The following is a 20,587-nucleotide window of genomic DNA, read 5'->3' as shown; positions in this document are numbered from 1 at the left end:
GGGCCGCCGTCCGCCCAGGTCCGGGCTACCATAGCGGTCTTACTCTTTGATTTCGCACCATGTCCACCCGTTCTGACTCCCCCAATCTGGCCCCCCCGCTTTCTTCCGTTCTTCTTGCCAGCGCGGGGGTGGTGGAGGACGTGCTCGACGGGCGCTCGCTCACGGAGGCGCTGGCCGAGGTCGATGGCGCGCTGCGTCCGGCCACGCAGGCCGTGTCGTTCCACGCGATGCGCTACCTGGGCTGGGCGGACGCCGTCGGCCGCGAGATGGTGCAGCGTTACCCCAGCGTGCTGTTCGAATCCCTGCTGCTGGTGTCGCTGACGCTGCTCAAGGAAGAGGGCGATGCGGCCGTCGCCCTGCCCGGCATGCCGGTCTACGCCCCGCACACGGTCGTCGACCAGGCGGTGACCGCGGCCGCCGGGTCGCGCGCCCTGGCGTCCTACAAGGGGATGCTCAACGCCTGCCTGCGCCGTTTCCTGCGTGAACGCGCCGCGCTGGAGGCCGCGGTGGCCGACAGCCCCGAGGCGCAATTCAATCATCCCGGCTGGTGGGTCAAGCAACTTACCGTGGCCTATCCGAAGCAATGGCGCGAGATCCTGGCGGCGTCCAACCTGCCGGCCCCGCTGACCTTGCGGGTCAACCGCCGCCGCGCCACCCGCGAGCAGGTGCTGGCCGCCTTTGAAGAGGCGGGCTTGGCGGCAGAAGCCGTGGGCCAGTCGGGCGTGGTGCTGGCCGCGCCCAAACCGGTGACGCAGTTGCCGGGGTTTGCCGAGGGCTGGTGGTCGGTGCAGGATGCGGGCGCCCAGCTCGCGGCCGAACTGCTGGCCCCTGCCGACGGCATGCGCGTGCTGGACGCCTGCGCGGCGCCCGGGGGCAAGACGGCACACCTGCTTGAAGTTGCCGACATCGATCTGCTCGCCCTGGATGCCGACGCCGACCGTCTTGGCCGCGTCGAACAGAACCTGGAACGGCTGGGCCTGGGCGGCGGCCATGTCCGGCTGAAGGCGGCCGACGCCGCCGACCTGGACGCGTGGTGGGACGGCAAGCCCTTTGATGCCGTGCTGGCGGACGTGCCGTGCACGGCGTCGGGCATCGTCCGGCGCCACCCCGACATCCGCTGGCTGCGCCGCGAAAACGACCTGCGCCGCACCGCCAGCCTGCAGACCCGGATCCTGGACGCGCTGTGGTCCACCGTGGCCCCCGGCGGCCGGCTGCTCTATGTGACGTGCTCGGTGTTCCCGATCGAAGGCACGCGCCAGGCCCTGGAATTCCTGCAGCGCCATTCCGACGCGACCCGCCTGGACGCGCCCGGCCAATTGCTGCCAGTTGCGGTCGATGCAACACCCGCGGCGCAACACGACGGGTTTTTCTACGCCTTGTTTGCCAAGCAGTCCTGAATCCCGAAGAATAGGGGCATGACGTAGTTCCGGTGCCGTATGTCCATTATTTCGCGCGTATTTCTTGGGTTGTTGCTGGTATCTGCCGTGCTTTTGACTGCGCCGGGTGGTGTGGCTCACGCGTCCGAGCCGCGCGTGACGCGCGTGGAGCCGGTGGTGCGCGACGGCAACCTGGAAATCGACGCGGACATCGAATTCGAGCTGAACCAGCAGTTGCGCGACGCCGCCCAGCGCGGCGTCGCGCTGTATTTCACGGCTGACCTGACCATCACCCGAGAGCGCTGGTACTGGTTCGACGAGTCGCTGGTGGACACATCGCGCACCTGGCGTGTGGTCTATAACGCGTTGACCCGCCAGTGGCGGGCAGGCGTGGGCGAGCTGTCCTTTCCGGTGGCCTCGCTGGACGACGCCATGAGCGCCATCCGGCATATCCGCAATTGGCGGGTTGCGAAGGCCGGCGAGTTTGATGCGGGGTCGCAATACAACGGGCAGTTGCGCCTCCGGCTGGATACGTCGCTGTTGCCCAGGCCGTTTCAGGTCAACGCCCTGAACAGCAGCTCGTGGGCGCAGGCGACGCCGTGGATGGACTTCTCGTTCATGTTGGGCGACAAGGAGAAAGATCCCTCATGAGGCTTTTGCTTCGGCTGGCGCTGATGGTCGGCGCCGTGAGCGGCCTGGCGCTGCTGGGCCTCTTGGCCTGGTCCACCGGAAACGCCTCGCGTTTTGCGCGCTACTACGACACGCTGCTGGTCCTGAACGGCATCTTTGCGCTGGCGCTCTTTGTCTGGGTTGTCGCGCTGACGGTGCGGCTGGCCCGTCAGATCCGGCGCCGGCAGTTCGGCGCGCGGCTCACCGCGCGCTTTTCCCTGGCTTTCGCGCTGATTGGCGTGGTGCCCGGCGCGCTCATCTACACCGTGTCGGTGCAGTTCATGTCGCGCTCGATCGAATCCTGGTTCAACGTGCGCGTGGACACGGCGCTGGAAGCCGGCCTGAACCTGGGCCGCGCTGCGCTGGATTCGCTGCTGGCCGACCTGGACGCCCGCGCCCGCTCGATGGCCGTGGAACTGAACCGCAGCACCGACAGCGGCGTGACGCTGGCGCTGACCCGGCTGCGCGAGGCCAACGGCGTGCAGGAAGCCATGGTGTTCACGGGCAGCGGCCGGATGGTGGCGTTTTCGACCAGCCAGTACGGCCAGTTGCTGCCGGCCATGCCGCCTTCCACCGTGATGAATCAGCTGCGGTTGGCGCGCGGTTATTCCGCGGCCGAAGCCGACGATCCGGTTACCGCGGGCGCCGAAGGCGGCCTGCATCTGCGCGTGGTGATCCCGCTGAACGGTCCGGACCGCTACGACAACCTGCTGGGTCCGGCCTCCGAGCCGCGCTGGCTGCAACTGCTGCAGCCGGTGCCCGAGCAGATCGCGCACAACGCCAACCTGGTGCAGCAGGGCTTCCGGGATTACCAGGAACTGGCGCTGTCGCGGCTGGGCCTGCGCAAGCTCTATGGCATCACGCTGACGCTGGCCCTGCTGCTGGCCGCGTTTGGCGCCATCGCGGTGGCGCTGTCCCTGTCCAAGCGGCTGGTGCGCCCGCTGCTCAGCCTGGCGGGCGGCACGCAGGCGGTGGGCGTGGGCGACTACCGGCCCCTGCCCGAGCCGCCGGAACGCGACGAAGTCGGCCAGCTCACGCGGTCGTTCAACGCCATGACCCGCCAGCTCGACGAAGCGCGCCGCATGGTCGAAAGCAACCGCCAGCAGCTCGAACGCTCCAACGTCTATCTGGAAAGCGTGCTGTCCAACCTGTCTTCCGGCGTGCTGGTGTTCGACGAAGCGTTCCGCGTCACCACCGTGAACCAGGGCGCCCAGACCATCCTGGGCGCGGACCTGCGCTCGGTCATCGGCCGCCCGCTTGAAACCGCGGACGGCATGCTGGAATTTGCGAATATCGTGCGCCAGGCGTTTTCCACGCACGCGGCGGTCGGCTCCGAGCGCCAGCACTGGCAACAGCAATTTGAAATTGCGCCCGCCCAGACCGAAGGCGAGACCGCATCCCAGCCGCTGACCTTGCTGGCGCGGGGCACGCACTTGCGCGTCGATGGGCGCGGCAACGGTTATCTGGTGGTGTTCGACGACATCACCGAAGTGATTTCCGCCAACCGGACCGTGGCGTGGGGCGAGGTGGCGCGCCGCCTGGCCCACGAAATCAAGAATCCGCTGACCCCGATCCAGCTCTCGGCCGAGCGCCTGGCCATGAAGCTGGAAGGCAAGCTGCCGCCCGCCGAGGCGCAGATCGTGGCGCGCTCCACCAACACGATCGTGAACCAGGTGGCGTCGCTCAAGCAGATGGTGGACGACTTCCGCGAGTATGCGCGTACGCCGCCGGCCGTCATGCAGCGCATCAATTTCAACGCGCTGGTGGCGGACGTGCTGTCGCTCTATGGCTGGGAACCCGAGGGCGCCCCGTCGCGCCTGACGGAAAAGGCCTTGAATCTGGACGTCAACCTTGGCGCCGACCTGCCCGATATCGAAGGCGATCCGACCCAGCTCCGGCAGGTGATCCACAACCTGCTTTCCAATGCGCGCGATGCGATCGCGGAACTGGGCGGGCAGGGCCGCGTCAGCGTGACGACCCAGCTCATGCGCAGCGAACAGCCTGATCGTGTGGCGCATCAGGCGCTGCGTTTCACGGTGGCGGACACGGGTCCCGGCTTCCCGCCGCAGGTCATGCAACGCGCATTTGAGCCCTACGTAACCACAAAGTCCCACGGGACTGGGTTAGGATTGGCAATCGTCCGCAAGATCGTGGAAGAGCATGGCGGACGTATCGACCTTGCCAACCGCAAGGAAGGAGGGGCGCGGATTTCCATCCTGTTGACCCGGCTCGCGCCCGGGTCCGACACTATGGACGCCACCGCGCAAGAAAAGGATAATGCGGCTACGCAATAGGTGGATGCTTTATGGCCAGAATTCTGGTGGTTGACGACGAAGTCGGTATACGCGAACTGTTGTCGGAAATCCTTTACGACGAGGGACACACGGTCGAGCTGGCCGAAAACGCGGCGCAAGCGCGCGCTGCCCGTCTTCGCATGCGTCCCGATCTGGTGTTGCTGGACATCTGGATGCCCGACACCGACGGCGTCAGCCTGCTCAAGGAGTGGGGCTCGCAAGGCTTGCTGGACATGCCTGTCATCATGATGAGCGGCCACGCCACCATCGACACGGCGGTCGAAGCCACGCGCATCGGCGCCATGGATTTCCTCGAAAAGCCCATTACGCTGCAGCGTCTGCTCAAGACCGTTGCCGCGGGCCTGGCGCGTGGCCGCGTGCCGCATGCGGCGCCCGCCGCCGCCAATCCTGCGGTCGCCAGCCCGGTCGTGGCGCTGGAAGACGAACTGGATCCGCCCGCCGCACTGGCTGCCGTGTCCGCCAACGATGTACCCGCCACGTCCAACGGCCAGCTGGGTAGCATCTCGCTGGACCAGCCGCTGCGCGAAGCGCGCGACGAATTCGAGCGCATCTACTTTGAATACCACCTGGTCAGGGAAAGCCACAGCATGACGCGCGTGTCCGAACGTACCGGGCTGGAACGCACCCACCTCTACCGCAAGCTCAAGCAATTGGGCATCGAGTCCGCGCGCAAGCGCAGCACATGAAGATCCTGATCATGGGCGCTGGTCGCGTAGGCACCAGCGTGGCGGAAAACCTGGTGTCCGAGCAAAACGACATCACGGTCATCGATTCCGACCCCGCCCAGTTGCAATACCTGCAAGAACACTTTGACCTGCGTGTCGTCCTGGGTGACGGCTCGCAGGTTTCCGTTCTGGAAAACGCGGGCGCGGCCGACACCGATCTCTTCATCGCCTGTGCGGCGTCCGACTCCGCCAACATGGTCGCGTGCAAGATCGCGCGCCAGCTGTTCAACATCCCCCGCCGCATCGCCCGCATCCGCTCCGCTGAATTTCCCGAGCATCCGGAACTCATGAGCGAAGAAGGCTTCTGCATCGATGCGCTCATCAGCCCCGAACGCAGCGTCACCACCTATCTGCAAAGCCTCATCGAGTTCCCCGAGGCCCTGCAGGTCGTGGAATTCGCCGAAGGCCGCGTCAGCGTCGTGACCGTACGCGTGGGGCACGGCAGCCCGATGGCGCATTCGTCCGTGGATAAGCTGCGCGATGTCTGGCCGGACGTGAAGGCGCGCGTCATCGACGTGCTGCGCGGCGGCCGTCCCCTGCGCGCGGGCAGCGGCACCGTCATCGCCCCGGGCGACGAAGTCGTGCTGGTTGTCGATTCGGACCACGCACGCCGCGCCGTGCGCAAGCTGCGCGACGCCGAGCGCGCGGTGCGCCGCGTCATGATTGCGGGCGGCGGCAACATCGGCCTGCGCCTGGCGCGCCAGCTTGCCGAGGAAAAGTACAGCGTGCGCATCATCGAGCACGACCTGAAACGCTGCGAATACCTGGCGACCCAGCTTCCGGACAGCGTGCTGATCCTGCACGGCAGCGGCACCGACGAGGCGCTGCTCGAGCGCGAGAACATCGAGGACATGGACACGTGGCTGGCCCTGACCAGCGACGACGAAGACAACATCATGTCGTCGCTGCTGGCCAAGCGGTTGGGCGCGCGCAAGGTGATCGCGCTGATCAACCGCCACGCGTATGGCGAACTCATGCAGGGCAGCCACATCGACATCGCCGTGTCGCCGTCGCAGGCCACCATGAGCGAACTGCTGCGCCACGTGCGCCGCGGCGACGTGGTGGCCGTGCACCGGCTGCGCCAGGGCGTGGCCGAGGCGCTGGAGGCCATTGCCCACGGCGACCGCTCGACGTCCAAGGTGGTGGGCCGCGCGGTGGGCAAGATCAGCCTGCCCAAGGGCGCCAGCATCGGCGCGCTGGTGCGCGGCGAAGAAATCATCCTGCCGGACGCCGATACCGTCATCGAAACCGACGACCACGTCATCGTCTTCGTGCCCTCGCGCCAGCAGATGCCGCGCGTGGAAAAGCTGTTCCAGGTTTCGGCCTCGTTTTTCTGATGCGCCGCCCCGTTCACCCCTTGCGTGGGCCGCGAGCGGCCGGATAAGCCTCCATGAAGCGCGTCCTGGCCACCCTGTACATCCTGGGTCTCACCATGGTGATGTTCGCCCTCACCATGCTGATCCCGCTGTTCATCGCCTATGTGGGGGGCGACGCGGCGCGCGACGCCTTCCGCGACGGCTTCCTGATTTCCGTCGGCATCGGCGGCGGCCTGGCCGCGCTGACCCGGCGCAACCGCAGCGAATTGCGGGCGCGCGACGGCTTCGTGCTGGTGTCGGCCGTCTGGGCAGGTCTGCCGCTGCTGGCGGCCATTCCGCTGCTGCTGTATTTCCATGGCGCGGGGCTGCCGCTGTCCTTCACGGGCGCCTATTTCGAGGCGATGTCCGGGCTGACCACCACCGGCGCCACGGTCCTGACCAACCTGGACACCTTGCCGCCGTCGATCAACCTGTGGCGGGCGACGCTGATCTGGATCGGCGGCATGGGCATCCTGGTGCTGGCCGTCGCCATTCTGCCGCTGCTGGGCGTCGGCGGGCATCAGGTGGTGCGGGCCGAGACCCCGGGGCCCATGAAAGACGAGCGCCTGACGCCCCGCATCGCCAGCACGGCCAAGGCGCTGTACGCGGTCTATTTCGTGTTCTCCATCCTCTGCTTCATCGCGTACCGGCTGGCCGGGCTGTCTTGGTTCGAGGCCTGGTGCCACATGGCCACCACCATGGGGCTGGGCGGCTTTTCCACCTGGGACGACGGCTTCGCGCACTTTGACTCCGTCGCGGTCGAAATGGTGGCGATGGTGTTCATGCTGATCGCGGGCATCAACTTCGCCACGCACTTCAATGCCTTCCGCCAGCGCAGTCCGCGCGCCTATTGGCGCTGTCCGGAGGCCATTCCGTACCTGGTCGTCGTGCTGGGGGTCGGGCTGGTCATCTCGGTGTACCTCTTCATCAAGGACGTCTACACCGATCCGCTGGAAGCGCTGCGCTACGGGATGTTCAACACCATCTCCATGGCCACCACGACCGGCTATGCCAATACCGACTTCGCCCAATGGCCGCTGTTTGCGCCGCTGACGATGCTGCTGCTCTCGGGCTTTGCGACGTCGGCGGGGTCGACGGGGGGGGGGATCAAGATGATCCGCGCCATCCTGCTGATCAAGCAGGCCCGCAATGAGCTGGTCACCATGTTGCATCCGCATGCCGTCAGCCCGGTCCGGATCAACGGCCGGGCGGTTGAGACCCGCACCATGTCGTCCGTGCTGGCCTTCATGCTGTTCTACGGCCTGTCCATCGCGGTGTTCACCAGCCTGCTGCTGCTCTCGGGCCTGGACCCGATCACGGCGTTCTCGGCCGTTTTCGCCAGCGTGAACAACACGGGGCCCGGCCTGGGTCCGGTGGGCCCCATGGGCACCTTTGCGGTGCTGTCGGACTTCCAGATCTGGGTCTGCACCTTTGCGATGCTGATCGGCCGGCTGGAACTGCTGACGGTGCTGGTGCTCTTCACGCCGATCTTCTGGCGCAAATAGGCGCCGCTACGCCCCGAAATCGTCAGGGATAACCCTAATTAGGGTTATCCCGTCCCCTTTGGAAATCCCCGTCTTTTCTGGCTCCGCGGCGGGCGCTCGCCCAGAACCCGCGCCAATCCTGGGCGGTAAGCGCTTGCTTACTTTTCCTTAGAGGGGAAAACCGGATGATTCGCGATGTTGCACACAAATGTCACGATTTTCAATCGTTTTGCCACAAACCTGCGGCTATCATGCGTTCACAAGCCGCCGTCTAGTGCCCCCCGGGAGGTTGCCGGGCTTCAAGGTCGAACGGCGCATACCCTCATCAAACATTCAAAGGAGTCCGAGATGGAACAAATCCCGTTCATTTCGTCGGCCCCCAACACCCTGGGCATCGAACTCGAGCTGCAACTGATCGACCCCCGCAGTTTTGACCTTGCTGCAGCGTCTGACGAACTGTTGGCCCAAATGGCCAACCATCCTATTGCCGACCGCGTAAAACCCGAAATCACGCGGTCCATGATCGAACTGAACTCCTCGGTGCACGAGCACCCCATGGGCCTCTTGGCCGAAATGCGCGAGATGCGCGACGCCCTGGTTGAAGCCGCGGATGCGGTTGGCGTGTCGGTGGCGGGCGGAGGCGCCCATCCCTTCATGCGCTGGCAAGAGCGCTCCATCTCGGATACCCCGCGCTTCCAGTACCTGGCCGAAATGTACGGTTACCTGGCGCGTCAATTTACGGTGTTCGGCCAACACATCCATCTGGGCGTGAAAAGCGGCGACGATTCCATCAAGCTGCTGCGCCGACTCTCGCCCTACGTGCCGCACTTCATCGCGCTGACGGCGTCGTCGCCGTACTGCGAGGGGGTGGACACCCTGTTCTCGTGCTCGCGCCTGAATGCGGTCAACAGCTTTCCGCTGGCCGGCCACATGCCGCCCGAGGTCAAGGACTGGTACCAGTTTGAAGCCCACCTGTCCCAGCTTCGCGCTTTTGGTCTGGCCGAGAGCATCAAGGACTTGTACTGGGATATCCGTCCCAAGCCCGAGTTCGGCACGGTCGAAATCCGGGTCTGCGACACGCCGCTGACGGTGGAGCGCGCCTGCCAGGTGGCGGCGTTTGCCCAAGCGCTGTCCGTGCTGCTGATGCGCGAGGAAGATCCCAGCGACAACGCCTGGCTGTCCTATCGCAGCAACCACTTCCAGGCCTGCCGCTTTGGCCTGCAGGGCAGCTACGTCACGCCCGACGGGCAGCGCGTGCGCCTGATCGACCATATGCGTGCGCTGTTCCAGCGTCTGATGCCGGTGGCCGAGGAACTGGGGACGGGCGACATGATCGCCGCCTTGCGCGACGACGCCATGCGCGCCGGCAACGACGCCCGCTGGCTGCGCAGCCAGTACCATCGCCTGCGCGACTTGCCGCTGGTGGTGGAAGCCATGTCGAACGCGTGGCGCGGTACGGCGGCGCCCGTTGCGCCGCCGGCAGAGCCGACCGCGGTGCTTCGCCGCCGCATCCGGGCAACGTCCGAACCCATGCAAGGTCTGTCCGCGTCCGAGCCGGGCGTGACCGTGCCGGAACGCTTGCACTAGGCTGCGGCAGGGGTGCGTGCGAGGCCCGCTTGGCGGGCCTTTTTCACAGGCGAGGCATGCAGGCCTGCTTTCGGAGGCGCGGCATGCAGGCCTGTTTTCGGAGACCGATCTTTCAGGGCGGCTTTGCAGGCCCTGTCGTCAAAGGGTTCCGCGCTGCCGGCCGCCGATCGCGCTGATGGACAGGCGGGTTTCGCCCGCCACGGTCCGATGCGCGGCGGCGCGCCAGGCGTGGCCGTAGGCCACTTCGATACTCAAGACGATCAGGCCGTCCGCATTGCGTTGCGCTTCCAGCGCCGCGCAAAGGCGGTCGCGCCAGTCGCGTCCCACGAGTCCGCCGCGGCGGCCTTCGGCCGGGTTGCCGCCCAGGGCGCGCACATCCTGCAGCAGCTTTTCGGGGCTGCGGTAGGTCAGCGTCAGGATCTCCTGGTCCATCACCGGATCCGCAAAGCCGTTTTCCACCAGCAGGTCGCCGAAGTCGTGCATGTCCACGAAGGACGGCGTGGCCGTGCGCAGGCCGGCATCCGCCAGCGCCTGCCGCAATTCGCGCAGCGTGGCCGGTCCCAGACAGGAAAACATCGCCAGGCCGCCCACTTTCAGGATGCGGCGCCATTCGGCCAGCACGGCGTGCGGTTCGCGGTGCCAGTGCATGGCCATGTTCGACCACACCAGTTCCAGCGATTCGGGCGGCAGTCCCGTGTTGGCCAGATCGGCGTTCACGAACGCGGGGGCGGCCGGGCCGCGCCGCGCCAGCTTGCCGATCCAGGCCGACAGGCCGGCTGGCGCGTGACGCTGGCGCGCTTGCGCCAGCAAGGGCTCACAGTTGTCCAGCCCGGTGTAGGCCGCGTCGGGATAGCGTTCGCGCAGCAGCGGCAGGTTGTCGCCGGCGCCGCAACCGGCGTCCAGCATGGCCTGCGGTTGCACGCGGATGTACTGCAGGCGGCCGAGCATGCGGCGCGCCACTTCGCCATAAAGGAATTGGGCGTCGGCCAGGTCGCCGCGGCGCGCGAACTGGCGCGGCACGTCGGCGGTGACGAGGGGCAGGGAGGGGGGCGTTGCGGTTTCTGGCAGGGACATTTCGGTCGCGCTCGCGGGATCTCCCGGGGCGGAGCATGGTTTGATCTGGGATGGCTCACATTATTGCCCATCCCGGCGGCAGGCTCCGATTGTCCCTACTGAACATGGGGCGACGGTTGTTGTCGCGCCTGGGATGCGATTGTCCGTTGTGCGGGGCACGGGTCGCGGGCGCGCGGCTGTGCGCCGGGTGTCAGGCGGACATCATGGCCGGACCGCCGGGGGGCTTGGCAAGATGCCCGCGATGCGCGCTGCGCCTTCAAGGGGGCGGACAGCATTGCGCGGCGTGTCTGGCGCAGCCGCAGGCGTTCAGCCGCACGATCACGGCGTTTGACTATGCGCCGCCCGGCGATGCGCTGGTGCTGATGCTGAAGACGCAGTTGCGGCTCAGCATGGCGCCGGTGCTGGCGCGAATGATGGCGCAGGCGGTGCGGGAGGCGGCGGCGCAGTCCGGCGCGCAAGCCGCCGGCATTTCCGGATCAAGCGGTTCTGACACCGCCGCCGACTGCGGGCGCTGCACCGGGTTCCTGCCGCCCGATCTTCTCTTGGTCCCCATTCCCGCCAGCCGGGCGTCGCTGCGGCAGCGGGGCATGAACCCGGCGGCCGAGATCGCGCGCAGTCTGGCCGCCGAACTGGCGCTGCCGGCGCCGCGTCTCCTGCTTGCACGGCGGCGCGAAACGCCCCGCCAGGCCACGCTAGGCCGGCGGGCGCGGCAGCGGGGGGCGGCGGGTCTCTTTGTCTGCACCGGCCCGGTTCGCGGGCGTCATGTGGCGGTGGTGGACGACGTGATGACCACCGGCAGTACCGTGGGCGCGGCGGCCACTGCCCTGATGGCGGCAGGCGCGGCCAGCGTGACGGTATTGGTGGCCGCGCGTACGCCATGATCTGCCTGCATCGCCGTCTGGATCGTGCCTGGCTTCCCGCCCGCATCCCCGCCCGTGCCCCCGCATGCATCCTGGCCTGCATCCGCCGTTTGCAACCGCGCCCGCATCCGCGCCTTCACCGGACCGCCGTCGGGTCGCGGTTCCTGGCCCCGCCGCCAAATCGGCGACAATCACGCTCGCGCGGCCGCTTCCCGGCCACGGACCTTTCCACCTCTGCCCGCACCATGTTCCACGTCATTCTCGTCTGCCCGGAGATCCCTCCCAACACCGGCAACGCCATCCGCTTGTGCGCCAATACCGGGGCGCAACTGCATCTGGTGCGTCCCCTGGGGTTCGAGCTGGATGACGCCCGCATGCGGCGCGCGGGGCTGGACTATCACGAGTGGCAGCCTGTGCGCGTGCACGACACGCTGCAGGAGGCGCTGGACGACACCGGCGCCGTCGCGTCCAGCATCTATGCGCTGACCACGCACGCGCAGCGCAGCGTGGCCGACGTCAGTTTCAAGCCGGGGGATGTGTTCGTGTTTGGTCGCGAAAGCGCGGGCCTGTCGGACGAGCATCAGGCGATGTTTCCGCCGCAGCAGCGCCTGCGGCTGCCGATGCGCACCGGCCAGCGCAGCCTGAACCTGTCGAACGCCGTGGCGGTCACGGTGTTCGAGGCCTGGCGCCAGCAGGGCTACGAAGGGGGCGCATAGACGCCGCCCCTCGGTCTGAAGATCAGTCCAGCGACAGCTTCAGCTTGTCGATCACCTGGTCCCAGCGCGCCTTTTCATTCTTGATGCGGTTGGTCAGGGCTTCCGGCGTCGACGGGGCCGGCGTGAAGTATTGCAGCGCCAGCTGCTTGCGCACGGCCTCGCTATTGATGATGCGCGCCAGTTCGCTGTTGAGCCGTTCAATGATCGGCGTGGGCGTACCGGCCGGCGCCAGGATCGCATTCCACGAGATGGCTTCAAAGTCCGGATAGCCCTGCGAGGCCATGGTGGGCACGCCGGGCAGGGCGTCACTGGGCTGCAGGCTGGTCACGGCCAGCAGCTTGACCTTGCCGTCGCGCGCCTGCGGCACGGCGATCGCCGGCACCATGAAGCCAGCCTGCACGTCGCCGCCGATGATGGCGGTGATGACCTGCGGAAAGCCGGAATACGGGATGTGCGCCAGGTCCACGCCCGCGCGTTCCTTGAACATCTCCATGGCCAGGTGGGCCGAGCTGCCCGGGCCGACCGATCCGTAATTCAGCGAGTTGCCGCGGCCCTTGACCAGCTTGACGAAGTCCTGGACGTTGTCGACCTTGAGGTTGCCCGGCACGACCAGCACGTTGGGGCTGGTGCCGACCAGCGATACCGGCTCCAGGTCGGTCAGCGGGTCGTAGCCCAGTGTCTTCTTATAGAGCGTGGGCGCCGTGACCAGCGGGCCGTTGATCGTGTAGAGCAGGGTGTAGCCGTCGGGCTTGGCCTGCGACACCATACGCGTACCGATGTTGCCGCCGGCGCCCGGCTTGTTGTCGATCACGATGGGCTGGCCCAGGGCCTGGGACAGCGGCTCGGAAATCGTGCGCGCCAGGATGTCGGGCGACGAGCCGGGCGGGAAGGGCACGACCATGTGGATCGGGCGCTCGGGCCAGTCGGCGTGGGCGGCAACGGGCAGGATGGCTGCCAGGCTCAGGCAAAGGCCACGCAGCAGCGGGCCGACCCGGAACTTGCGGGTTTGCGTCATGAAGGATGTCTCCTCGGGGTGGGTGTCGTGTCTTGTTGTGGAAGCGGGATGGACGGGCGCGATCTAGGCGGCGCCGATGGCCTCGCCGGAGCCGGCGCCCAGTCCTTCATAGCGCGCATCCCGCGCCAGCAGGGCCGAGACGGCGGTCATGGGCGCGACGCCTTCGAACAGCACGGCGCACACCGCTTCGGTGATCGGCAATTCGACATTGATGGCGCGGGCGCGGTCCAGCGCGGCGCGGGCGCAGCGCACGCCTTCGGCGGTGATGCCACTGGCCAGGATGTCGGCCAGCTTGCGGCCCGCGCCGATCTCCAGGCCCACGCGCCGGTTGCGCGACAGCTCGCCGGTGGCGGTCAGCACCAGATCGCCTAGGCCGGTCAGCCCGGCGAAGGTTTCGGCCTGTGCGCCCAGCGCGACGCCAAAGCGGGTCATCTCGGCCAGGCCGCGGGTGATCAGGGCCGCGCGGGCATTGGTTCCCAGCGCAAGGCCATCGCCAATGCCGCAGGCAACTGCAATGACGTTCTTGAGCGCGCCGCCGACTTCGACGCCAACCAGGTCGGTGCTGGCATAGACGCGCAGCGCCGCGCCATGGAAGGCGGCGGTGGTGGCTTCGCGCAGGGCGGGGCTGCTGCTGGCGACCGTCAGGGCGACGGGCAGGCCCTGCGCGACTTCGCGCGCGAACGAGGGGCCCGACAGGGCGCCGCCGGTCGCGCCGGGCAGGGCCTCGCGCATGATTTCGTGGGGCAGTCTGGCCGTGTCGGCCTCAAAGCCCTTGCACGTCCAGACGATGGGCGTGTCTTGCAGTCCCAGTGCGGGCAGCCGTTGCGACAGCGCCTCGCAGATGGACGTGAGACCCGCGACGGGCACGCCCAGCACGATCAGACGGCGCGCGGCGTCGTCCTGCAGGGTGCGCAGCGTGGCGTCCAGATCAGAGGAATATTGCAGCGTCTTGGGCAGGGAAATGCCCGGCAGATAGCGGGCATTTTCTTGGGTGGCGGCCATGGCGGCCGCTTGCGCGGCTTCGCGCGCCCAGAGCTGGGTGGGGTGGCGGCGGCTGGCGGCCGCCGCCAGGGCGGTGCCCCAACTGCCCGCTCCCAGGACGGCGACGCGCAGGCGCGGCTCGGCGGGTTGGTTCATGGGGCGCCGCGGGGTGCTTACTGGCGGGTGGCGCCGGGGGGCAGGATGATGCCCGATTCGGCACCGTTGGCGCCGGCGGCCTGCTGCTGTTGCAGTTCGGCGATGCGTTGCTCGTACAGAGCCTGGAAGTTGACTTCGGTCAGGTGCAGCGGCGGCATCGAGGTGCGGGTGATCGCATCGGCGATGTTGGCGCGCAGGTACGGGTACAGCATCGTGGGGCAGACAATGCCCAGCAGCGGGTCGAGTTGCTCTTCGGGGATGTTGGCCGCTTCGAAGATGCCGGCTTGCGTGCCTTCGACCAGGTACACGACCTTGTCGTTGATGCGCGTGGTGACGGTGACGGTGACCGTGGTTTCGAACACGGTTTCGGCCAGGCGCTGGCCGCCCACGGTGATGCTTACTTCGACCTGCGGCGCTTCCTGTTCCAGGAACACGTGAGGCGCGTTGGGCATTTCCAGCGAAAGGTCTTTCAGGTAGACGCGCTGCAGATTGAACGAGGGCGCGTCGTTGCCGCCTTCTTGCTGGGTGTTTTGGTCTTGATCAGCCATGAGTGTTTCCGTTGGTGGGAGAGGCAAAAAGGGGCGATTAGCCGTTCAGCAAGGGGGTCAGTCCACCCGAGCGGTCCAGGGCTATCAGGTCGTCGCAACCGCCGACATGGGTATCGCCGATGAAGATCTGCGGGACGGTGCGCCGGCCGGTGCGTTCGATCATGACATCGCGCTGGGACGGTTCGCGGTCGATCTGGATGATTTCCAGGTCGGCCACGCCACGCTGCTCGAGCAGCGCTTTGGCGCGGGAGCAATAGGGGCAATAGTCCTTGCTGTACATGACGACTTTGTTCATAGGGCGCTCCTGTGGGTACAAGAATAGGTAGATGGGGGCGAGTCCCCCTGCTTCAACCCTTCTGGGTTACCGGCAGGCTGGCGGCCGACCAGGCACGCATGCCGCCTTCCAGCGGCACGACGTCGGTGAATCCCTGGGCGCGCAGCTTGGCGGCGGCGCGGGCCGAATCGCGGCCATTGTCGCAAACCACCACCAGCGGCTTGTTCTTGGGCAGCGAGCCGGCCTTCTGCTCGAGGTCGGCTGCCGGCACGTTTCGTGCCTGAGCGATATGACCGGCCTGGAATTGCTCGACGGGGCGCACGTCGACCCACACGGCATTGCGCTGGTTGACCATCTGGATGGCTTCAGTCGTGCTGATGGCGGACCCGGTCCGGCCCTTGCGCAGGGCGGGAATGATCAGCATCACCCCGGAAACCACGGCGACGGCGACGATGAAGATGTTGTTTTTATCGAGCAAGAATTGCAAAAGGTCCACGAAGGCTTCCTGTAGTACGTCGGCGGGCGCTACGTCGGCTTGCGGGTGGGCAAGTCTTCCGGCCAGCCGGGTAGGGGCGAACCCTGATGCGACGCGTCCAGGACATGGACGCGGTGCGCCGGGGCAAAATCACGGGCAAAATCACTCAATTATAAAATGAGCGCATTCCTTAACCATCCTCCAACTTTAACCCGCCCGGCGGGCGCCCCAAACCATGCACAAACTCGTACTGATGCGCCACGGTGAAAGCCAGTGGAATCTTGAAAACCGTTTCACCGGCTGGACCGACGTCGACCTGACCGACACCGGCCGCGAACAGGCCCGCAAGGCGGGCGAACTGCTCAAGAAAGAAGGCTTCACCTTCGACCTGGCCTACACCTCGGTCCTCAAGCGCGCCATCCGCACCCTGTGGATCGCCCTGGACGCCATGGACGCCATGTACACCCCGGTCGGCGTGAACTGGCGCCTGAACGAACGCCACTACGGCGCCCTGCAGGGCCTGAACAAGTCCGAAACCGCCGCCAAGTACGGCGACGAGCAAGTCCTGATCTGGCGCCGCGCCTACGCCATCGCCCCGGAGCCGCTGTCGCTGGACGACGAACGCCACCCGCGCTTTGACAGCCGCTACGCCAAGATCCCGGCCGACCAGCTGCCCGCCACCGAGTGCCTGAAGGACACCGTGGCCCGCGTGCTGCCGTTCTGGAACGACTCCATCGCCCCGGCCATCCGCTCGGGCCGCAAGGTCTTGATCGCCGCCCACGGCAACAGCCTGCGCGCCCTCATCAAGCACCTGGACAACGTGTCGGACGACGACATCGTCAACCTGAACATCCCGACCGGGCAGCCGCTGGTCTACGAACTGGATGATGACCTGCGTCCGATCCGCCACTATTATCTGGGCGATGCCGCCGAGATCGAGGCGGCCATGGCTGCGGTCGCAGCTCAGGGCAAGGCCAAGAAGGACTGATATCTCTATGCGTCGCACGGCGGGGTTGTTGTTGGCGGTCATGTTGGCCAGTGGGACGCTGCCTGCGCGCGCCGCGCCCAGTGACCTCGCCGGGCGTCAGTCCGACGCCGAAAAGCAGCAGGCCGCCTTGCGCGACCGCATCGAGAGTCTGCAAAAGGACATCGACGACCGCGAGGCGGCCCGCAAAGAGGCCGCCGACGCGCTCAAGCAGTCGGAATCGTCGATTTCCCGCATCAACCTGCGCCTGAAGGAACTGGCCGACGCCAACCGCAAGGCGACGGCCGATCTCGCGTCGCTGGAAAAGCAGATCACCGCGCAGGAGGCCGTGCTGGCCAAGCGCCGCGTCGAACTGGCCGACCAGCTGCGCACCCAATACACCAGCGGCCTGTCGCCCTGGACGGCGCTGCTCTCGGGTGACGATCCCCAGGTGCTGGGCCGCAATCTGGGCTACCTGGACTACGTGTCCCGTGCCCGGGCCGACGCCGTGAAAGCGCTGCGGACCGACATCGACCGGCTGGCCGCCCTGCAGGCGCAGGCCGACGAACGCCGCGCCGAAATCGAAAAGGGGGTCGCCGAAACCTCCGAACAGAAAACCGCGCTGGTCGCGCAGCAAAAAGAGCGCGCCAGCCTGCTTGCCCAGCTTGAAGGCCAGATCGCCGCCCAGCGCGCCGAGGCCAACAAGCTCGGCCGCGACGATCAGCGCCTGTCGCGGCTGATCACCGATCTGGACGCGGCCATCGCCAAGCAGATCGAGGAAGCCCGCAAGGCCGAAGAAGCGCGCAAGCGCGCCGAAGAAGCCCGCCGTGCCGAGGAAGCGCGCCGCGCGGCTGAAGAAGCCCGCCGCGCCGCCGAAGAGGCCAAAAAGCGCGCCGAGGCCGAACGCCGGTCGCAGGACGCGCGCCGCAAGGCCGAGGCAGACCGCAAGGCCGCCGAAGACGGCGCACGCCGCGACAGCGAAGCCCGCGAGGCCGCCCAGGCGCGCGAACAGGTCGAAGCGGCGGCCCAGAAGAACCGCGGCCCGGTGGCCGTGGCCGACCCGGACGCCGCCGGCCTGCGTCCCGCCGAGCAGCGGCAGACCCGCATCGGCGGCCCGGCCGATACCCCGCCTTCAACAAAACCCGCGGATCCCCCCAAAAAGGCGGAACCTGTTGAAGAGCCCGCCACTCCAACGCGCAGTGCATCGGCCCAGCAGACCGCCAAGGCGCCGCCGGTCGGCGGCGGCAACGGCCTGCGTCATGGGCTGGCCATGCCGGTGCGTGGCCAGGTGCAGGGCAGGTTCGGGGTGGATCGTCCGGACGGCGGCGTGTGGCGCGGCGTGGTGCTGCGCGCGGCCGAGGGCACGCCCGTCAAGGTGGTGGCCCCCGGTACTGTGGTTTACGCCGATTGGCTGCGCGGCTTTGGCAACCTCATCATTGTGGATCATGGCCAGCAGTACCTGACCGTCTATGCTTACAACCAAAGTCTGCTCAAACGGGTGGGCGATGCGGTGGCCGGCGGGGATACTATTGCTACCGTGGGCGCAACCGGCGGCCAAGTGGAATCCGGCCTATACTTTGAAATTCGCCATCGTGGCGCTCCAGTGGACCCGGCCCAATGGCTGGCGCAGTAGATGTGACGGCTGGTGCAGCCGGTTTGCTGGAATGCAATCGGCGTAAACGCTGTCGGTAAATGAATGTCGTTGGAAAAATACCGTTGGTAAATTACCAAACCCATCGGCGAAAACAAAATTCGGGAAGTGTGCATGGGCACTCGTAAGTTTCGCGGTTTCGGTCTGATTGCCATCGGTGCGGTGGCTGGTGTGTTGCTGAGTGTTGGCGTGACTGCGGTCGCCCAGCGTGGCAGCCCCCTGCCTCTGGACGAGCTCAGGCAACTGAGCAATGTCTTTGCCGCCATCAAGAACAACTACGTCGAGGCCGTCGACGACAAGACCCTGATCGACAATGCCATTTCCGGCATGGTGTCGAACCTGGATCCCCACTCCGCCTACCTGGATGCCGACGCGTTCCGCGAAATGCAGACCGCGACGCAAGGCGAGTTCGGTGGCCTGGGCATCGAGGTCGGCGCGGAAGACGGCTTCGTGAAGGTCATCTCGCCCATCGAGGACACGCCCGCGGCCCGCGCCGGCGTCATGGCGGGCGACCTGATCATCAAGATCGACGACACGCCCACCAAGGGCATGACCCTGAACGACGCGGTCAAGCTCATGCGTGGCGCGCCCAAGTCGCCCATCACCCTGACGATCATGCGCGCCGATCGCCCGCAGCCGATCGTCGTGAAGATCGTGCGCGACATCATCAAGGTGCGTAGCGTGCGCAGCAAGATGCTGGACAACGGCATCGCGTACGTGCGCGTCGCCCAGTTCCAGGAAAAGACCGGCGCCGACCTCGCCCGCCAGCTCAAGGAGCTGGGCGCGAAGGAACCGCCCAAGGGCCTGGTGCTGGACCTGCGCAATGACCCGGGTGGCCTCCTGACCAGCGCCATCGGCGTCTCCGGCGCGTTCCTGCCGCCCGATGCGCTCGTGGTGTCCACGGACGGCCGCACGCCGGACGCCCGCCACAAGTACCTGGCGACGCCGTCGGAATACGCCCGCGGCGAAAGCAACTACCTGTCCGGCCTGCCGGCCTGGACCAAGACGGTGCCGATGGTGGTGCTGGTGAACGTGGGTTCGGCCTCGGCCTCCGAGATCGTGGCCGGTGCGCTGCAGGACCACAAGCGCGCCAAGGTGCTGGGCAACCGCACGTTCGGCAAGGGCTCCGTGCAGGTGATCCTGCCGCTGTCCGAAACCACCGCGGTCAAGCTCACCACGTCGCGTTACTTCACGCCCAGCGGCCGTTCCATTCAGGCCACCGGCATCGAACCGGACTACGTCGTTGCCGATACGGCCGACGGCGACCTGTTCCGCCTGCCGCGCGAAGCTGACCTGCAACGTCACCTGTCCAACCAGCAGACCACCAACGAAATCAAGTCCAGCGCCGACCAGGACAACGTGGAACTGCCGGCCAAGGTGTTTGAATTCGGCGGCAAGGACGACTTCCAGCTTCAGCAGGCCCTGAACTTGCTGGCCGGCAAGCCGGTGCAGAAGGGCTCGGCCCGCGCCCAGGCCAAGGCTGACGCCAAGGCCGGCGGCGGAACGCCCCAGCGCATGAAGATCACGCCGACCGGAGTCGAGCCCAGCAAGGACAAATGAACGACGAGCAACTGCTGCGCTACGCCCGCCACATCCTGCTGGACGAACTCGGGATCGAAGGGCAGGAAAAACTGCTGGCGGCGCGTGTGCTCATCGTGGGGGCGGGCGGTCTGGGTTCGCCCGCCGCGCTCTACCTGGCCACCGCCGGCGTGGGCGACATCACGCTGGCCGACGACGATGTCGTCGAACTCAGCAATCTGCAGCGCCAGATCCTGCACACCACCGCAAGCGTTGGGCGGCCCAAGGCCGAGTCCGGCCGCGACATGCTGGGCGCCTTCAATCCGCAGACCCGCGTTCACGCCCGGGTCGAGCGCCTGAAGGACCAGGCCTTGTCCGATGCCGTCGCGCAGGCGGACCTGGTGCTGGACTGCACCGACAACTTCACTACCCGCCACGCCATCAACCGCGCCTGCGTGCAACACCGCAAGCCACTGGTCTCCGGCGCGGCCATCCGGTTCGACGGCCAGGTCAGCGTCTATGACCTGCGCGACGACAACGCGCCGTGCTACCACTGCCTGTTTCCCGAAGCCGACGACGTCGAGGAAGCCAACTGCGCCACCATGGGCGTCTTCGCGCCGGTGGTCGGCATCATCGGCAGCATGCAGGCCGCCGAAGCCCTGAAGCTGCTGTCCGGCGTGGGCGAAAGCCTGTCCGGCCGCTTGCTCTGGCTGGACGTGCGCACCATGCAATGGCGCAGCGTCAACGTGCAACGTGACCCCGAATGCGCGGTCTGCGGCCACCGGGGGCACGCCTGAAGTCTGTCGGTATTGAACCCAAGAACAATACTAAAGGTTTCAAATAC

The 20,587-nt window shown here is 67.0% G+C and carries 19 protein-coding genes; 13 read left to right on the top strand and 6 right to left on the bottom strand.

The window, feature by feature from the left end:
- The first annotated feature begins 59 nt into the window (after positions 1–59).
- The 7 genes from rsmB to AB3147_RS26465 all read left to right on the top strand — a co-directional run bounded on the left by rsmB (position 60) and on the right by AB3147_RS26465 (position 9,511).
- A complete protein-coding gene (rsmB, locus tag AB3147_RS26495; RefSeq protein WP_367353396.1) occupies positions 60–1,397 on the top strand; it encodes a 16S rRNA (cytosine(967)-C(5))-methyltransferase RsmB in 1,338 nt (445 codons plus the stop codon).
- Between the two features lie 39 nt (positions 1,398–1,436).
- Positions 1,437–2,027, top strand: coding sequence for a DUF4390 domain-containing protein (locus AB3147_RS26490; RefSeq protein WP_175122070.1), 591 nt, complete (start codon positions 1,437–1,439; stop codon positions 2,025–2,027).
- Positions 2,024–4,339, top strand: a complete 2,316-nt coding sequence (locus tag AB3147_RS26485) for a sensor histidine kinase (RefSeq protein ID WP_175122071.1) — start codon at positions 2,024–2,026, stop codon at positions 4,337–4,339. Before AB3147_RS26490 ends, AB3147_RS26485 begins: the two co-directional genes overlap by 4 nt.
- An 11-nt stretch (positions 4,340–4,350) precedes the next feature.
- The gene (locus tag AB3147_RS26480) at positions 4,351–5,046 is read left to right on the top strand and encodes a response regulator (RefSeq protein WP_313701567.1); all 696 of its coding nucleotides are present in this window, start codon (positions 4,351–4,353) and stop codon (positions 5,044–5,046) included.
- Entirely contained in the window at positions 5,043–6,422 is a 1,380-nt protein-coding gene (gene trkA / locus AB3147_RS26475) for a Trk system potassium transporter TrkA (RefSeq protein ID WP_367353395.1), read from the top strand. The genes AB3147_RS26480 and trkA overlap by 4 nt, the downstream gene beginning before the upstream one ends.
- Positions 6,423–6,475: 53 nt before the next feature.
- Entirely contained in the window at positions 6,476–7,945 is a 1,470-nt protein-coding gene (locus AB3147_RS26470) for a TrkH family potassium uptake protein (RefSeq protein WP_191578419.1), read from the top strand.
- A gap of 327 nt (positions 7,946–8,272) precedes the next feature.
- Positions 8,273–9,511, top strand: coding sequence for a YbdK family carboxylate-amine ligase (locus AB3147_RS26465; protein WP_175122075.1), 1,239 nt, complete (start codon positions 8,273–8,275; stop codon positions 9,509–9,511).
- A 138-nt stretch (positions 9,512–9,649) separates the two neighbouring features.
- On the opposite strand, the gene AB3147_RS26460 is transcribed toward AB3147_RS26465, so the two are convergent.
- Positions 9,650–10,585, bottom strand: coding sequence for a methyltransferase domain-containing protein (locus AB3147_RS26460; protein WP_239213431.1), 936 nt, complete (start codon positions 10,583–10,585; stop codon positions 9,650–9,652).
- A gap of 203 nt (positions 10,586–10,788) precedes the next feature.
- Here AB3147_RS26460 and AB3147_RS26455 point away from each other — a divergent pair, with 203 nt between their 5' ends.
- Together AB3147_RS26455 and AB3147_RS26450 are read left to right on the top strand one after the other, a co-directional pair.
- A complete protein-coding gene (locus AB3147_RS26455; protein ID WP_255595129.1) occupies positions 10,789–11,466 on the top strand; it encodes a ComF family protein in 678 nt (225 codons plus the stop codon).
- A gap of 224 nt (positions 11,467–11,690) precedes the next feature.
- On the top strand, positions 11,691–12,161 hold the full coding sequence (locus AB3147_RS26450) for a tRNA (cytidine(34)-2'-O)-methyltransferase (RefSeq protein ID WP_056559971.1): 471 nt from the start codon (positions 11,691–11,693) through the stop codon (positions 12,159–12,161).
- A gap of 22 nt (positions 12,162–12,183) precedes the next feature.
- On the opposite strand, the gene AB3147_RS26445 is transcribed toward AB3147_RS26450, so the two are convergent.
- The 5 genes from AB3147_RS26445 to AB3147_RS26425 form a co-directional block, all read right to left on the bottom strand.
- On the bottom strand, positions 12,184–13,176 hold the full coding sequence (locus AB3147_RS26445) for a Bug family tripartite tricarboxylate transporter substrate binding protein (protein ID WP_218342617.1): 993 nt from the start codon (positions 13,174–13,176) through the stop codon (positions 12,184–12,186).
- A gap of 63 nt (positions 13,177–13,239) precedes the next feature.
- Complete coding sequence (locus AB3147_RS26440) at positions 13,240–14,313, bottom strand: NAD(P)H-dependent glycerol-3-phosphate dehydrogenase (RefSeq protein WP_239213430.1); 1,074 nt, start codon at positions 14,311–14,313, stop codon at positions 13,240–13,242.
- 17 nt (positions 14,314–14,330) lie between these two features.
- Complete coding sequence (secB, locus tag AB3147_RS26435) at positions 14,331–14,861, bottom strand: protein-export chaperone SecB (protein ID WP_175122079.1); 531 nt, start codon at positions 14,859–14,861, stop codon at positions 14,331–14,333.
- A 37-nt stretch (positions 14,862–14,898) separates the two neighbouring features.
- The gene (gene grxC, locus AB3147_RS26430; RefSeq protein WP_175122080.1) at positions 14,899–15,156 is read right to left on the bottom strand and encodes a glutaredoxin 3; all 258 of its coding nucleotides are present in this window, start codon (positions 15,154–15,156) and stop codon (positions 14,899–14,901) included.
- A 52-nt stretch (positions 15,157–15,208) separates the two neighbouring features.
- A complete protein-coding gene (locus tag AB3147_RS26425; protein WP_175122081.1) occupies positions 15,209–15,631 on the bottom strand; it encodes a rhodanese-like domain-containing protein in 423 nt (140 codons plus the stop codon).
- Positions 15,632–15,845: 214 nt separating this feature from the next.
- On the opposite strand from AB3147_RS26425, the gene gpmA reads away from it, so the two are divergent.
- The 4 genes from gpmA (at position 15,846) to AB3147_RS26405 (ending at position 20,540) form a co-directional block, all read left to right on the top strand.
- The gene (gene gpmA / locus AB3147_RS26420; protein WP_175122082.1) at positions 15,846–16,598 is read left to right on the top strand and encodes a 2,3-diphosphoglycerate-dependent phosphoglycerate mutase; all 753 of its coding nucleotides are present in this window, start codon (positions 15,846–15,848) and stop codon (positions 16,596–16,598) included.
- Between the two features lie 7 nt (positions 16,599–16,605).
- The gene (locus tag AB3147_RS26415) at positions 16,606–18,207 is read left to right on the top strand and encodes a peptidoglycan DD-metalloendopeptidase family protein (protein ID WP_175186355.1); all 1,602 of its coding nucleotides are present in this window, start codon (positions 16,606–16,608) and stop codon (positions 18,205–18,207) included.
- Positions 18,208–18,339: 132 nt separating this feature from the next.
- Positions 18,340–19,785 (top strand): S41 family peptidase, encoded by a 1,446-nt coding sequence (locus AB3147_RS26410; protein ID WP_175122084.1) that lies wholly within the window; start codon positions 18,340–18,342, stop codon positions 19,783–19,785.
- Positions 19,782–20,540 carry a HesA/MoeB/ThiF family protein gene (locus AB3147_RS26405; RefSeq protein ID WP_108005846.1) on the top strand — a complete coding sequence of 253 codons (759 nt, stop codon included), beginning with the start codon at positions 19,782–19,784 and terminating at the stop codon, positions 20,538–20,540. The genes AB3147_RS26410 and AB3147_RS26405 overlap by 4 nt, the downstream gene beginning before the upstream one ends.
- Positions 20,541–20,587 lie beyond the last annotated feature (47 nt).

Origin of the sequence: Achromobacter animicus (assembly GCF_040775605.1) — a bacterium.
GTDB classification, from domain to species: Bacteria; Pseudomonadota; Gammaproteobacteria; order Burkholderiales; family Burkholderiaceae_B; genus Achromobacter; species Achromobacter animicus.
The sequence above is the reverse complement of the archived record's forward strand: the minus strand, read 5'-3'. Positions and strand labels throughout refer to the sequence as shown.